Raw genomic sequence first — 15,453 nt, 5'->3', positions numbered from 1 at the left:
TATGCCCATTGATTTTTTGATATTATAGCTGTAACTTACATCTACATTCATGTCATTCAATACTATATGGGCGTACAGGTTCCCTTCTTCCGACTCCTTATTCCGTATATAATAGGTATTATTGCTGCGCTGGCTGTAGGTAAGCATGCCAATCAGCTGCTTATGCTAATCTTTGTTTCGGCTCTGTTTGTGCTGCTGATAATCGTCTTTTCAATGCGCACCGCTTGGGCTCACCGCTGGGTGTTTGGTGTGGTTACCTATGCGTTTCTATTCGCTGCTGGGTTCACCCTAACGCAGCTTTCCCAGTCCGAAACCATGTTGGAGCATGGTGGTGAGCACAGCGCCATTGCTAGGCTGCTTGATACTCCTGAGGTTCGGTTGGCTAGCACGCGGGTGCTGGCAGAGGTAACCATGGTTTATGCCGAGAGCGAGTGGAAACCGGTAAGCGAAAAGTTGCTGCTGTACTTTTCTGCCACCGATTCGGCTGCGTTAAACCTTAGGTATGGCGATATACTGGCAATTAAATCTGCATTCGCATCACCTCCGCCAGCCAAAAACCCCTACCAGTTCGATTACGCAAAATATCTTTCCAAAAAGGGTATTGGCAGCATCTCCTTTGTTCCAGCCAATAGCTGGCAATGGGTTGGCCATAAGCCCCATTGGCTACATTCCACCACCAGTCGGCTTCGAGCGGGTTTGCTTTCGCTCTTTCAGCGTGTTGGAATTGAAGGCGAAAACTTAGCTGTGCTGTCTGCCTTAACCATGGGCTACAAAGCCTTGCTCGATCAGGAGACCCGAAGGGTTTTCTCGGCCTCTGGTGCAATGCATATTTTGGCCGTTTCGGGTTTACATGTGGGGATACTTTTCGCCACCCTATCGGCATTTCTTTTCTTTTTCAATAGGATTAAACAGGGGAAGCTGTTAAAATCGGCATTGCTAATTCTTTTCCTTTGGTTTTTTGCCGTTTTCACAGGCTTATCGCCCTCGGTTATTCGCGCAGCGCTTATGTTCTCGCTGGTAATTGTTGGAACAGCATTAAGCCATAAGACTAGCATTTACAACACCCTAAGCGCATCGGCGTTTGTGATTCTGGTGGCAAATCCCATGCTTATCACCGAGGTGGGGTTTCAGCTCTCATACCTTGCCGTAATCTCCATCGTTTTCTTCTATCCATATATCTACAACCTGTTGTATATTAAAAATAGGTTGATTGATAAGGTTTGGGTTTTGATTTCGGTGTCGCTTGCTGCCCAGCTGGGCACATTCGTGCTGGGGCTTTACTACTTCAATCAGTTTCCCAACTACTTTCTGCTCACCAACCTATTTGCCATACCAATGGCCTTTGTAATTCTGTACCTAACCATTGGGCTGCTCATCTTTTCGCCCATTCCAATACTGGCCGCTTCCCTCGGATGGCTTTTAAATGGCGCCCTTTCGGTTTTAAACTACTTAATTCGTTTTACCGAAGCCCTTCCGTTTTCCACCTCCACAGGAATTTCGCTAAGTCCTACTCAGGCCCTAATCCTGCTGATATCAATTGTAATGCTAGGCTTACTCCTTGAGTATCGAAAATTGGTTTACATAAAGCTATTGTTGGGTTGCCTGTTGATTTTCTTTGTGGAACGCTCCCTCCGCTATTCGGCTACCAACAGTCAGACTGAACTTATTGTTTTTGCCGAGAGGCAGCAACCGCTCCTCTGCTTTCGAAGTGGTTCCGATGTGGTTCTATGCACAGCAGATACCACTACAGCGCTAACCTCAAGCAATTTCTCCTTTGCGCTAGGCGGATATCTAAGTAGGGTAGGGGGAGGGATCGATCAACCAGTATTTCCAGTTCTAAATGCAGAGCAGTCAACCAATCTTTTGCAGGGCAATGTTGCAATACATCGAAACGGCTTGGGGACCTGGTTGCATTTTAAGGATAAACTTATACTTATCCCCGAATTTACAGCAGATGCAGGTGCCCTAGCATCTAGCAAATTCGATGTCGATATTCTGCTTATAACCCGTAATGTAGCACAATCCTTCCCAACAGTATTAACCCTAGTAAGCCCTAAGGTGGTAGTGGCCGACGAGACCTTACCACCCTGGCAAGTGGCTTCTATCTCGCAACACTCAAAAGCGCACGGGGTTAATTTCTACTCCATTGCCGAGAGGGGTGCCTACGTGTTAAAACTCTGAGAATAAGCATATGCATTACATTTTTTATCCTAATGTTGTAAAACACTACAATATTGATTGATTTTATTGTCAAATCTTGTTCCTTTGCTTAGTTAAACATCCAGCATTCTATTCTGTACAGCTACTTGAGATGCAGCTAATTGTGTAAAGAGTGCTGCTGGCTTTTTGTAAACTTGTAAACCTAATGCATATGAGCGCCATTCTGAACCACCGATCAATCCGTAAGTACAAGACTACACCCATTGAGGAGTCGTTGCTCAACGATATTCTTTACGCTGGCACCCGTGCCTCTACAACCGGGAATATGCAGGTTTACAGCATTATTGTAACGCAGGATCAGTCCGTGAAGGATCAGCTGGCTCCATGCCACTTTAACCAGCCCATGGTAAAGCAGGCTCCAGTGGTATTAACTTTCTGCGCCGATTTTAACCGATTTAACAAGTGGTGTAACCAGCGCGATGCGGTGCCGGGTTACGACAATTTTCTATCGTTCTTTACCGCCGCCATCGATGCGCTGCTGGTGGCGCAGAATGTTTGCATTGCAGCAGAGGAGGAGGGGCTTGGCATTTGCTACCTTGGCACCACTACGTATACAGCCGATAAAATTATCGACATACTTAAGCTTCCCAAGGGGGTTGTGCCTGTAACTACGGTTGTGCTTGGCTATCCCGACGAGACCCCCGGATTAACCGACCGTCTGCCAGTACCGGCAGTTCTGCATCGCGAGGTTTATCAAGACTATTCCGAGGGCGATATCGATCAGATATACGCTGCCAAGGAGGCCTTACCACTTACCCAAAAGCTGATTGAGGAGAACAAGAAAGAAACCCTTGCCCAGATATTTACCGATAACCGTTATACTAAAAAAGATAACGTGGCGTTCTCCAAGGTACTCCTAAAGGTACTGCACGATCAAGGGTTTATGAATAACGAGATGTAGCAAGCAAACTCTAGTAGTTACAATTGCACGCATTCAAAACTCTTAAAGCACGTTTTCCTTTCTCTAGATAAAGTGCGGGACAAATATGCATTACCTTTGGGCTTTATAAGGTAGTGTAATTTGTAATTCACACCCTCCATGCTGGTCAGAGTTAGTTCAACAATATTGTCGATTCTTTTTGCCTTTGCCGTAAATGCACAGGGCCTGTTGGTATTTAGCGACTCCGTTCTAGTTAAGGAATGCTATCGCAGTAAGCTGAGCCTCGACACTCTATCTGTTCACGCTAACTTCTCGCGTTGTATTGCCAGCCTCCATGGAGAGGGATACCTCGAAGCACGTATCGATTCCATATCGATATCAACCACACAGCTAATGGCCTATGGCCATTTGGGTAAAATGTACCAATGGGCTAGCATTGATGCCGACAGCGTTTCTCAAAGATGGTTACAGAGAGCCGGCGTTAAGCCCTCGCGTTTTCTGGATAAACCGCTTAGCCCAAAATTGGTTGGCGACCTGGGCAACCAAGTAACTACATTTCTCGAGGATAATGGATTCCCCTTTGCATCTATTACGCACTCAGAATTGCAAATTCATGGCAACCATTTTCACTCAAACCTAAGCATTAATCCGGGGCCAATAATCCGTCTCGACACCCTATACCTTATGGGTGATGCTAAGATTTCTCGTGGTTTTATTGAACAGTACCTTGGGTTTAGTAGGGATGCTATGTATTCTGAGTCGCAGCTTAGGGCCTACGACTCAAAGTTGCAGGCATTGCCTTTCGTAACGAGTATTCGACCCGTTGAGGTGGAGTTCACTCCTGGTAGAGCAAGGGTATACACATACCTCACGAACCAGCAGGCTAGCCAGTTTTCGGGTATACTTGGGTTTAGCTCCAAGCCCGACGAGAATCCGCGTTTACGATTTACTGGCGATTTAAACCTACAGCTGCTGAATGTTTTTGGTAAGGGAGAGTCAAATTCGTTACAGTGGCAGGCCTTCGATCAGGGTACTCAGCGATTAAAGGTTTCTTCGGAGTGGCACTACCTGTTTGGTTCAAGCATTGGCGTGTCGTCCCATTTCAATCTTTTTCGTCGCGATACATCTTATATCAATGTAAATCCAAAGGTTAGCATTAACTTTCCGTTTAGTAGTGGTGTCGTCAGTTTGGGTTTCGATTATAGGAGTTCAAGTACCACTAGTTTAGCTAATGGTATAGGCAATACAAGTACATTTCTGTACACAGCTGCCTTAACCATTGGGCAGCCACTGGACCTCGTTCTTCCCATCAAGGGGTACCGCGCTGGCGCAACTTTTGCTGTGGGCCAACGGAAAGAGGGAGAGGGCGTAAACAGTTCTAATGGTTCATCGGTTGTGGGTGAAATTTCTGTCGATATTGTGGGTTATCATCCTATTTACAACGATTGGCTTGTCCTTAAGGCGGCTTTGCATGGGCAGGTTTTGAATAGAATTAGCAGCGATGCCTTGGGTACTTTTTACGAGAACGAACTCTATCGTATAGGTGGATTTGGCTCGTTGCGAGGGTTCAATCAGGAGACAATTATAACACCTGCTTACTCAATTGCTCAGGCTGAGCTTCAGTTTAGAGTCGAGAGATCATTGAACGTTTTCCTTTTTTATGATCAAGGGTTGCTGTCGATAATGGATCAGGATGTATCTACTATCCAATCACCCTATGGCACAGGCTTTGGATTTCAGCTCGCTTCTGCGGGAGGGGTGTTCAGCATGAGCTACGCTCTGGGCAATGGCATGGGGGAGACCTTAAACTTTAGGAATGCAAAGCTACACATAGGTTTCACGGCTAGGTTTTAGCACAACTTTAATTTCCTAACGGCGCATATATTGCTGGTAAATAGAAGTTTAAATACCTGTCGGTGAGAATGAGAAATAAAAGAGTTCTTTTTTTTGGAAAAAACTGGGATAAGTTATAATTTTGCAGCTCATTTAAAAATAAACCAATTAATTAAAGGCATGATCATAATACCCATCAAAGAAGGCGAGAATATTGAAAGGGCCTTGAAGCGCTTCAAGCGTAAATTCGAGAAGACTGGAACCATGAAGGAACTTCGTTCGCGTCAAGCGTTCAGCAAGCCATCCATCAAGCGCAGGGAGGAGATTAAAAAGGCTATCTATATCCAGCAGCTTCAGCAAAAGGAGGAGTAAAATTCTCTGGATGCATCAGGCAGATTTGCCTGATTTTTTTTGGCAACGGCCAAAAAAAACATTATATTGCATCCAAAGAATATGCTTACACAATTCCTTAAATATCTTCAGGTAGAGCGAAATTATTCTGTCCAAACTATCCGTGCATATGGAGACGATTTGCGGCAGTTTTTTTCGTTTTGTGGTATCGAACCCTCGCATGAAGAGGTTGCACAGATAAACCATAGGACAATTAGGGCCTGGCTTTCGCATCTGCTAAACACAAAGCGCTCGGCTCGCTCGGTTAATCGTAAGTTGTCTTCTCTACGAAGTTTTTATAGGTTTCTTATTCTGAAAGGTGTAGTTCAAAAGAATCCCATGAGCAAGGTAATGGCTCCTAAGATGAGCCAACGGATGCCATACTTTTTAACTACTGCCGAAACAGATCAATTGCTCGATCACATAGAGTTCCCCGAAGGTTTCTTTGGTCTTCGCGATCTGTTGGTGGTGGAGCTTTTTTACTTCACGGGGGTAAGGGTTTCGGAATTGGCTAACGTTAAGGTTACTGATTTTAACCTTAAAGCCAGCACCGTAAAGATATTTGGTAAGGGATCCAAGGAGCGACTTGTTCCGCTTCACCCTGAGCTTATCCCGCTCCTTACCCAGTACATTGAGCAACGGAATGAGCTATTGCCTTCGAACCAAATGCCCAACCTTATTGTTTCTAACTTGGGCAAGGCAGCGTACCCCCAGCTTTTATATCGAATAGTTAACAAGTACCTGTCGATGGTTACTTCGCTGGAGAAGAAGAGCCCCCACGTGCTCAGGCATACATTTGCCACGCACCTTCTTAACCAGGGCGCCGACATTAACGCCATCAAGGAGTTGCTGGGGCACGCCAGCCTATCGGCTACACAAGTGTACACGCACACCAGTGTCGAGAAATTAAGGAATGCATACAAACAGGCTCACCCTAGGGCCTGATTAGTATATAACCAACATAACAATGGAGGATTATAATATGGACGTTAAAATTCAATCGATTAAGTTTGATGCCGACAAGAAGCTAGTTGAGTTTATCAACTCAAAGCTGGCCAAGTTACAGCGCTTTTACGATGCAATTATTGGAGCGGAAGTGTTTCTTAAGCTCGAAAACTCCCAGGATATGGAGAACAAGATTGTTGAGGTGAAGCTGCTAATCCCTGGCAACGATCTTTTTGTTGAGCGTCAGGCCAAAACCTTCGAGGAGGGTGTGGATGATTGTTTGGAGGTTCTGAAACGACAGGTAACAAAGCATAAAGAGAAGCAACGGGGAATCTAATTCCTTTCGATACGTTTAATTAATGGCTATCGTTAAATACTTCGCCCCCTTTGAGCCTAAACCACCTGTACCACTGGTAGGTAATCCTAAGGGGGGCGTTTTTTTTTATAAAAATCATATTTTTTTTGGTGGGTAAATAAAATATTTATACATTTGCCAACCGATTTCGGAAGGGTTAAACCGCCGAAAATCCAAGTTCTAAGCCTATTGCCGATGTAGCTCAGTTGGTCAGAGCAGCTGATTTGTAATCAGCAGGCCGGGGGTTCGAATCCCTCCATCGGCTCAGAAAATGTTCTTTAAAGTTAGTGCAAAAGGGGAGATACCAAAGTGGCCAACTGGGGCAGACTGTAAATCTGCTGGCTTATGCCTTCGTAGGTTCGAATCCTGCTCTCCCCACACTTTATATTGGTTTGAAATAAGCGGGAGTAGCTCAGTTGGTAGAGCATCAGCCTTCCAAGCTGAGGGTCGCGGGTTCGAGTCTCGTCTCCCGCTCTATTCTTTAAGCCGATGTAGCTCAGAGGTAGAGCGCTTCCTTGGTAAGGAAGAGGTCATGGGTTCAATTCCCATCATTGGCTCAAGCACTATCAATTTTCTCGACAATCAATCTTTTAAATCTAATAATTTAACAAACTGGAGTCATGGCAAAAGAAAAATTTGATAGGTCGAAACCTCACGTAAACATCGGAACCATTGGTCACGTTGACCATGGCAAGACCACCTTAACCGCCGCCATCACTAAAATTTTGGCTGAGAAAGGTCTTTCTGAGTTCCGTTCGTTCGACTCTATCGACAACGCACCCGAAGAAAAAGAAAGGGGTATCACTATTAACACTGCTCACGTTGAGTACCAAACCGCTAACCGTCACTACGCGCACGTTGACTGTCCTGGTCACGCTGACTACGTTAAGAACATGGTTACTGGTGCTGCTCAAATGGACGGCGCTATCATCGTAGTTGCTGCTACTGATGGTCCTATGCCTCAAACCCGCGAGCACATCCTTCTTGCACGTCAGGTAAACGTACCTAAACTGGTTGTTTTCCTTAACAAGTGCGATATGGTTGACGACGAAGAGATGCTTGAGCTAGTTGAAATGGAAGTTCGCGAACTGCTTAGCTTCTACAACTTCGATGGCGACAACGCTCCTGTTATCCGTGGTTCTGCTTTAGGTGGACTAAACGGCGAAGAGCAGTGGGTTGATAAGGTAATGGAACTTATGGACGCTGTTGATACCTACATTCCACTTCCTCCACGTGACATCGAGAAGCCTTTCCTTCTTCCTGTTGAGGACGTATTCTCAATCACTGGCCGTGGTACTGTTGCTACTGGTCGTATCGAAACTGGTGTTGTAAACACTGGCGACGAGATTTCAATTATCGGACTAGGTGCAGAAAGCCGTAAGACTGTTTGTACTGGTGTTGAGATGTTCCGTAAGATTCTTGACCGTGGTGAGGCTGGTGACAACGTAGGTCTACTACTACGTGGTGTTGATAAGAAAGAGATTAAGCGTGGACAAGTACTTGCTAAGCCAGGTTCTATTAAGCCTCACACTACTTTCAAGGCAGAGGTATACGTGTTGAAGAAAGAAGAAGGTGGTCGTCACACTCCTTTCCACAACAACTATCGTCCTCAGTTCTACCTACGTACTCTTGACGTAACTGGTGAGATCAAGCTTCCTGAAGGAGTAGAGATGGTAATGCCTGGTGATAACGTAACCATCACCGTAAACCTAATCTACCCTGTGGCTATCAACCAAGGTCTTCGTTTCGCTATCCGCGAAGGTGGACGTACAGTTGGTGCAGGTCAGGTTATTGAAATCGTTGACTAATTGTCATAAAACAATAAAGGGTTTACTTGCCCCGGGCAAGTAAACCTCTTTTCACACGGGTGTAGCTCAGTTGGTAGAGCACTGGTCTCCAAAACCAGGTGTCGGGCGTTCGAGTCGCTCCTCCCGTGCAACATAACTGAATTATATGAGAATTAAAGCATACCTTCAGGAAGTTTACACCGAGCTGATCCACAAAGTATCGTGGCCAACATGGAAAGATCTTCAATCCAGTGCATTAATTGTAATGATAGCTTCCCTTTTAATTGCACTAGTCATATTCGTCATGGATATTACCTTTGAGAATGTGATGGATGTTATTTACAGAATGATGTATTAAAGCCTGAGAGGAATTAGTCAATGGAAGAGAGCGTTAAAAAATGGTACGTGTTGCGTGCCATTGGTGGGAAGGAAAAAAAGGTCAAGGAGTACATCGACAATGAGATCAACCGGCTAAAGCTGCACGATTTTATTGCTCAAGTACTTATACCAACCGAGAAGGTTTACCAAATCCGTAATGGGAAGAAGGTAAGCAAAGAACGGATTTTTTATCCCGGATATGTTCTTCTTGAGGCTGCCTTGGTGGGCGAAATACCACACATCTTGAAGGATATACCCAATGTGATTGGGTTTTTGGGAGACCCCAAAACAGGCGAACCCATCCCATTGCGCCAGTCGGAAGCCAATCGTATCCTAGGAAGGGTCGATGAGCTAGCCGATAGCGATGAGGAGTTAAACGTTCCTTTCTTCGTAGGTGAAACCGTGAAAGTGATTGATGGTCCATTCAACTCTTTCTCTGGAATCATTGAAGAGGTGAACGAGGAGAAGAAGAAGCTGAAGGTAATGGTCAAAATTTTTGGCCGCAAAACTCCGTTGGAGCTCAGCTTTATGCAAGTCGAAAAAGAGTAATAACTGTTAAGAGCTAAAGCATTATGGCTAAAGAAGTTGCCGGATTAATCAAGTTACAGATTAAGGGAGGCGCCGCAAATCCATCGCCACCCGTTGGTCCCGCACTCGGCTCGAAGGGGGTTAACATTATGGAGTTCTGCAAGCAATTCAACAGCAGAACCCAGAGTCAGGCAGGGAAAGTACTCCCCGTTATCATCACCGTTTATTCTGATAAATCATTCGATTTTATCGTTAAGACACCACCCGTGGCGGTTCAGCTGCTGGAGGTTTCTAAACTGAAAAGCGGTTCACCTGAGCCAAACCGAAAGAAAGTTGCTTCGGTTTCATGGGATCAAGTACGGGAAATTGCCCAGGATAAAATGCCCGACCTGAACTGTTTTACCTTGGAATCGGCTATGAGTATGGTAGCTGGTACTGCCCGCAGTATGGGTATTACCGTTACAGGAGAATTTCCAGGTAAGTAACATTTAACCTCTTTTAGCGAGATGACAAAATTGACCAAGAACCAAAAACTTGCGTTGTCGAAGATTGAACCCGATAAGCAGTACAAACTATCGGAGGCAGCCAGTTTATTGAAGGAGATTACCTACACTAAGTTCGATGCCTCAGTGGATATCGACATTCGCCTTGGTGTTGACCCCCGAAAGGCCAACCAAATGGTGCGTGGTGTAGTAACCCTACCTCATGGAACTGGAAAAGCTGTTCGCGTATTAGTACTGTGTACTCCCGATAAGGAGGAGGCTGCTAAAGCCGCAGGTGCCGACTACGTAGGCTTAGATGAATATATCGATAAAATTAAGGGAGGTTGGACAGATATTGATGTAATCATCACTATGCCAACCGTTATGCCAAAGATTGGTGCCCTCGGTCGTATTCTAGGCCCACGTGGACTAATGCCAAACCCCAAAAGCGGAACCGTGACCATGGATGTGGACAAGGCCGTGAATGAGGTTAAGGCTGGTAAAATCGACTTTAAAGTTGATAAATTTGGTATCGTTCACACTTCCATCGGTAAGGTTTCATTCGATCCCGAGAAATTGGTAGAAAATGCCCAGGAGTTTATTCAAACTATTAACAAGCTCAAGCCTAGCGCAGCCAAAGGTACTTACATCAAGAGTATTTACCTTTCAAGCACTATGAGCCCTGGTTTGCAGATTGATACCAAATCAATCGCGGAAAAGTAGTAATAACGCAATAGAGACCCATTTATCATGAGAAGGGAAGATAAGAATGTAATCATTGATACGCTTGCTGAGCAAATCAATCAGTATCCCCACTTTTATCTGGCTGATACATCTACACTCAACGCTGCTGATACCAGCACATTGCGTCGTAAGTGTTTTGAGAAGCAGATAAAACTTGTGGTAGTGAAAAATACCCTTCTACAAAAAGCACTCGAGAAGTGTGGAGAGAAGGCTGATTTTTCGCCCCTGTTTGATACGCTTAAGGGCTCTACCTCAATAATGTTTACTGAGGTGGGTAATGTACCCGCAAAGCTTATCAAGGAATTTCGTAAAACACACGAAAAACCAGTACTTAAAGCTGCTTTCGTTGAGGAATCATTTTACATTGGTGAGAACCAGCTTGAGGCTCTTGTTAGCCTTAAGAGCAAAAACGAGCTTATTGCCGACGTTATTGCCCTGCTGCAGTCGCCTGCTAAGAAAGTCGTTTCTCAGCTACAATCAGCGCCAAATACTATCGCCGGAGTGGTTAAAACCCTCGGTGAGCGTGAAGGATAATTATTATTTTGTTTGGAATTAATTAATAAACCGTTAGGAAAAATGGCAGATCTTAAAAAGTTTGCAGAAGAACTAGTTAATCTTACTGTAAAAGAAGTAAACGAACTTGCTCAGATCCTTAAGGACGAGTATGGTATTGAGCCTGCTGCTGCTGCAGTGGCTGTTGCTGGCCCCGCCGCTGGTGGCGAAGGTGCTGCTGCTGAAGAGAAAAACACCTTTGACGTAGTTCTTAAGTCAGCTGGTGGTGCTAAACTTCAGGTAGTGAAGCTAGTGAAAGAACTTACTGGACTTGGTCTGAAAGAAGCCAAAGAACTAGTTGACGCTGCTCCTAAAGCAGTTAAAGAAGGCGCTTCGAAGGAAGAGGCCGAATCGCTTAAATCACAACTCGAAGAGGCAGGAGCAGAAGTTGAACTTAAATAAGAAAAACCTGATAGCATTAGGTATTAAGGGTTTAGAGTCTATCTGTTAGACTCTAAGCCTTTTTATTGTTTAAATTAATGGTTCAACAAATCCTATCGCAATGTCCTCAGAAACAGTAAATAAAAGAATATCGTTCGCTAAGACGAAAAATCAGTTTAGTTACCCTGATTTTCTTGATATTCAATTGAAATCATTTGGTGAATTCTTCAAGTTTGGTTCCTCTGTCGAGGAGCGAAAGAAGGAGGGGCTGTATAAAGTATTCGCCGAAAATTTTCCCATTACCGATACTCGGAACAACTTTGTTCTCGAGTTTATCGATTATTACGTCGACCCTCCTCGGTACTCTATCGATGAAACTATCGAGCGCGGGTTAACCTTTAATGTGCCGCTTAAGGCCAAGTTAAAGCTCTACTGCACCGACCCCGAGCACGAAGATTTTGATACGGTGGTGCAGGACGTTTACCTGGGGACTATCCCGTATATGACCCCTCGCGGAACCTTTGTGATAAATGGTGCCGAGCGTGTTGTGGTATCGCAACTACACCGTTCACCCGGCGTATTCTTCGGTCAAAGCGTTCATGCCAACGGTACCAAACTTTACTCGGCAAGGATTATTCCTTTCAAAGGTTCTTGGATTGAGTTTGCTACCGACATTAACAATGTCATGTACGCATACATCGACAGGAAAAAGAAATTGCCCGTAACAACCCTGCTAAGGGCCATTGGTTTCGAAGGCGATAAGGATATCCTTGAGATTTTCGGTCTTGCCGATGAGATCAAGGTGTCAAAGGCAAACCTCAAAAAGTTTGTTGGCCGCAAGTTGGCCGCACGCGTTTTAAAATCATGGGTCGAAGATTTTGTTGACGAGGATACAGGTGAGGTAGTATCCATTGAGCGTAACGAGATTATTCTCGACCGTGAGACTGTTATTGAGAATGAGCATATTGATGAGATTGTGGACTCTGGAGCTAAAACGATCCTCCTGCATAAGGACGATCACAACATCTCCGATTACGCCATCATCTACAATACACTACATAAAGACCCCTGTAACTCAGAGAAAGAAGCCGTTGTTCATATCTATAGGCAGCTACGTAACTCTGAACCACCTGACGAGGCTACTGCCCGTGACGTGATCGATAAGCTTTTCTTCTCCGATAAGCGTTACGATTTAGGTGAGGTTGGTCGTTACAGGATAAACAAAAAGTTAAACCTTAGCACCGACATAGATGTTAAGGTGCTTACGAAGGAAGATATCATCGAAATTATTAAGTACCTCATCGAGCTTATCAACTCAAAGGCCGATGTGGATGATATTGACCACCTAAGCAACAGACGTGTTAGAACCGTTGGAGAACAACTTGGCAATCAGTTTAGCGTTGGACTAGCCCGTATGGCTCGCACCATTCGTGAGCGTATGAACGTGCGCGACAATGAGGTGTTTACACCCATTGACCTGATTAATGCCAAAACGTTATCCTCGGTAATCAACTCCTTCTTCGGAACCAACCAGCTATCGCAGTTTATGGATCAAACCAACCCGCTGGCTGAGATGACCCACAAGCGTCGTCTCTCTGCGCTGGGGCCAGGTGGTCTGTCGCGTGAGCGTGCAGGTTTTGAGGTACGTGACGTACACTACACGCATTACGGAAGGTTATGTCCCATTGAAACTCCCGAGGGGCCAAACATTGGTCTTATCTCGTCGCTTTGCGTGTACGCTCGAATCAATGAGCTAGGATTTATTGAAACTCCTTACCGTAAGGTTGAAAATAGCAAGGTTGATCTTACCAACGAGGGGGTTGTTTATCTGAGCGCTGAAGAAGAAGAGTATAAAATCATTGGGCAGGCCAATGCTCCGCTAACCGAGGATGGATCGTTTGCAAATGCAAAGGTGAAGTCGAGGCTTGAGTCAGACTTCCCATTGGTGGAGCGTGAGAAGGTTGATATGATGGATGTGGCACCAAACCAGATCGCATCAATTGCTGCCTCGCTTATTCCATTCCTTGAGAATGACGACGCCAACCGTGCCCTCATGGGCTCGAATATGATGCGCCAGGCAGTACCCCTTATCAACCCCGAAGCCCCTATCGTAGGCACCGGACTTGAGGAGGTGGTTGTACGCGATAGCCGTGTGCAAATAGTTGCCGAAGAGGATGGAATTATTGAATACGTTGACTCCGATGAGATTGTGGTGAAATATCTGCAGTCAGAAGAGCAACGTTTTGTAAGCTTCGATCCTGAGATTAAGCGTTACAAACTACCAAAATACAAGAAGACCAATCAGAATACTTGCGTTACCCTACGTCCAATGGTTGTTAAGGGGCAAGAGGTTAAGAAAGGTCAAATTCTTACCGAGGGATATTCAACGCGCGATGGAGAGCTTGCTCTTGGGCGTAACCTCAAGGTGGCGTTTATGCCTTGGAAAGGTTATAACTTTGAGGATGCCATTGTGATCAGCGAGCGTTTGGTTCGTGAGGATATTTTCACATCGGTTCATGTTGATGAATACGTTCTTGAGGTACGCGACACCAAAAGGGGTGTTGAGGAACTTACATCCGATATCCCCAACGTGAGCGAAGAGGCTACCAAAGATCTTGATGAGAACGGAATGATCCGCATTGGTGCAAACGTTGTGCCTGGCGATATCCTTATTGGTAAGATTACCCCTAAGGGTGAGTCCGATCCAACTCCCGAAGAGAAACTGCTACGCGCAATTTTTGGCGACAAGGCAGGCGATGTGAAGGATGCTTCAATGAAAGCACCTCCCTCTCTGTACGGAGTTGTGATTGAAAAGAAACTTTTTACTCGCTCGGTGAAGGATAATAAGAAAGGCAAGAACAGTGAAAAGAACTTGGTAGCCAAAATTGATGAGGAGTTTAACTACAATGTAATAAACCTAAAGGAGAAGCTGATTGACAAGGTTTTCCACCTTGTGAACGGGAAAACATCGCAGGGCGTTGTCGATTTATTTGGACAAGAGCTTATCCCTAGAGGCGTTAAGTTTACCCAAAAGATGCTTACCGAGATCGATTACTTAAATGTTAACGCAGCCAAGTGGACTACAGATAAGCATAAGAATGAGCTGATTAAGCAAGTTGTACACAACTTCATTCTTAAGTACAAGGAGTTTGATGCCGATCATAAGCGCAAGAAGTTTAACGTTACCATTGGCGACGAAATGCCAGCAGGAATTGTTCAGTTGGCCAAAGTTTACATCGCCAAGAAGCGTAAAATTAAAGTGGGCGATAAAATGGCCGGTAGGCACGGTAACAAGGGTATTGTTGCAAAAATAGTTCGTGATGAGGATATGCCCTTCCTCGACGATGGAACACCGGTTGACATTGTGCTTAACCCCTTGGGTGTACCTTCGCGTATGAACCTCGGACAGATCTACGAAACAGTTCTTGGTTGGGCTGGCGAAAAGCTTGGGCTCAAGTTTGCAACGCCAATCTTCGATGGAGCGAAGTTGGATGAAATAAATGAGATTACCGACAAAGCTGGAGTACCACGTTATGGGAAAACCTACCTATACGATGGTGGAACTGGTGAGCGTTTCGACCAGCCAGCAACAGTAGGTATAATCTATATGCTTAAGCTAGGGCATATGATTGATGATAAGATGCACGCTCGTTCCATTGGTCCATATTCGCTCATCACACAGCAACCACTTGGAGGTAAAGCACAGTTTGGTGGTCAGCGTTTTGGTGAGATGGAGGTTTGGGCGCTCGAGGCCTTCGGGGCATCACACATCCTTCAGGAAATTCTTACCATCAAATCGGATGATGTGGTGGGTAGAGCCAAGGCATACGAATCAATCGTTAAGGGTGAGTCCATGCCACAGCCTGGCATTCCAGAATCACTCAACGTGTTGCTGCATGAATTACGCGGCTTAGGCCTTAACGTGGCGCTCGATTAATCGAGAGCCACTTCGAGAGATACGTATAGCCCTGAGCTGTA

General features: G+C 45.2%; 14 protein-coding genes and 5 tRNA genes. All 19 read left to right on the top strand.

Annotated features, from left to right (window positions below):
- The first annotated feature begins 66 nt into the window (after positions 1-66).
- The 19 genes from G8O23_RS02680 to rpoB all read left to right on the top strand — a co-directional run bounded on the left by G8O23_RS02680 (position 67) and on the right by rpoB (position 15,412).
- Entirely contained in the window at positions 67-2,181 is a 2,115-nt protein-coding gene (locus tag G8O23_RS02680) for a ComEC/Rec2 family competence protein (RefSeq protein ID WP_166361486.1), read from the top strand.
- Positions 2,182-2,371: 190 nt separating this feature from the next.
- Positions 2,372-3,121: an NADPH-dependent oxidoreductase gene (locus G8O23_RS02675; RefSeq protein ID WP_166361484.1), complete on the top strand. Its 750-nt coding sequence runs from the start codon at positions 2,372-2,374 to the stop codon at positions 3,119-3,121.
- Between the two features lie 138 nt (positions 3,122-3,259).
- Positions 3,260-4,954 (top strand): BamA/TamA family outer membrane protein, encoded by a 1,695-nt coding sequence (locus G8O23_RS02670; protein ID WP_166361482.1) that lies wholly within the window; start codon positions 3,260-3,262, stop codon positions 4,952-4,954.
- Positions 4,955-5,113: 159 nt separating this feature from the next.
- On the top strand, positions 5,114-5,305 hold the full coding sequence (gene rpsU, locus G8O23_RS02665) for a 30S ribosomal protein S21 (protein WP_166361480.1): 192 nt from the start codon (positions 5,114-5,116) through the stop codon (positions 5,303-5,305).
- Between the two features lie 81 nt (positions 5,306-5,386).
- Entirely contained in the window at positions 5,387-6,268 is an 882-nt protein-coding gene (xerA, locus tag G8O23_RS02660) for a site-specific tyrosine recombinase/integron integrase (RefSeq protein WP_166361478.1), read from the top strand.
- A 37-nt stretch (positions 6,269-6,305) separates the two neighbouring features.
- Positions 6,306-6,605, top strand: a complete 300-nt coding sequence (gene hpf / locus G8O23_RS02655; RefSeq protein ID WP_166361476.1) for a ribosome hibernation-promoting factor, HPF/YfiA family — start codon at positions 6,306-6,308, stop codon at positions 6,603-6,605.
- A 209-nt stretch (positions 6,606-6,814) separates the two neighbouring features.
- A tRNA-Thr gene (locus G8O23_RS02650) sits at positions 6,815-6,888 on the top strand.
- A 30-nt stretch (positions 6,889-6,918) separates the two neighbouring features.
- Positions 6,919-7,001, top strand: a tRNA-Tyr gene (locus G8O23_RS02645).
- Between the two features lie 23 nt (positions 7,002-7,024).
- Positions 7,025-7,097 (top strand) — tRNA-Gly (locus G8O23_RS02640).
- 11 nt (positions 7,098-7,108) lie between these two features.
- Positions 7,109-7,180, top strand: a tRNA-Thr gene (locus tag G8O23_RS02635).
- 63 nt (positions 7,181-7,243) lie between these two features.
- Positions 7,244-8,431 (top strand): elongation factor Tu, encoded by a 1,188-nt coding sequence (tuf, locus tag G8O23_RS02630; RefSeq protein ID WP_166361474.1) that lies wholly within the window; start codon positions 7,244-7,246, stop codon positions 8,429-8,431.
- Between the two features lie 55 nt (positions 8,432-8,486).
- Positions 8,487-8,559: transfer RNA gene (locus tag G8O23_RS02625), tRNA-Trp, on the top strand.
- Positions 8,560-8,576: 17 nt separating this feature from the next.
- On the top strand, positions 8,577-8,768 hold the full coding sequence (gene secE, locus G8O23_RS02620; protein WP_166361472.1) for a preprotein translocase subunit SecE: 192 nt from the start codon (positions 8,577-8,579) through the stop codon (positions 8,766-8,768).
- A gap of 20 nt (positions 8,769-8,788) precedes the next feature.
- Positions 8,789-9,337 carry a transcription termination/antitermination protein NusG gene (gene nusG, locus G8O23_RS02615; RefSeq protein WP_166361470.1) on the top strand — a complete coding sequence of 183 codons (549 nt, stop codon included), beginning with the start codon at positions 8,789-8,791 and terminating at the stop codon, positions 9,335-9,337.
- Positions 9,338-9,360: 23 nt separating this feature from the next.
- Entirely contained in the window at positions 9,361-9,801 is a 441-nt protein-coding gene (rplK, locus tag G8O23_RS02610; RefSeq protein ID WP_166361468.1) for a 50S ribosomal protein L11, read from the top strand.
- Positions 9,802-9,822: 21 nt separating this feature from the next.
- Positions 9,823-10,521, top strand: coding sequence for a 50S ribosomal protein L1 (gene rplA / locus G8O23_RS02605; RefSeq protein ID WP_166361466.1), 699 nt, complete (start codon positions 9,823-9,825; stop codon positions 10,519-10,521).
- A gap of 27 nt (positions 10,522-10,548) precedes the next feature.
- A complete protein-coding gene (gene rplJ, locus G8O23_RS02600; protein ID WP_166361464.1) occupies positions 10,549-11,076 on the top strand; it encodes a 50S ribosomal protein L10 in 528 nt (175 codons plus the stop codon).
- Between the two features lie 42 nt (positions 11,077-11,118).
- Positions 11,119-11,496: a 50S ribosomal protein L7/L12 gene (rplL, locus tag G8O23_RS02595; RefSeq protein ID WP_166361462.1), complete on the top strand. Its 378-nt coding sequence runs from the start codon at positions 11,119-11,121 to the stop codon at positions 11,494-11,496.
- 100 nt (positions 11,497-11,596) lie between these two features.
- A complete protein-coding gene (gene rpoB, locus G8O23_RS02590) occupies positions 11,597-15,412 on the top strand; it encodes a DNA-directed RNA polymerase subunit beta (RefSeq protein WP_166361460.1) in 3,816 nt (1,271 codons plus the stop codon).
- The last annotated feature ends 41 nt before the right edge of the window (positions 15,413-15,453 follow it).

It is taken from the genome of Perlabentimonas gracilis, assembly GCF_011174675.1.
Classification (GTDB): domain Bacteria; phylum Bacteroidota; class Bacteroidia; order Bacteroidales; family Tenuifilaceae; genus Perlabentimonas; species Perlabentimonas gracilis.
This window is presented reverse-complemented; position numbering and strand designations above follow the sequence as displayed.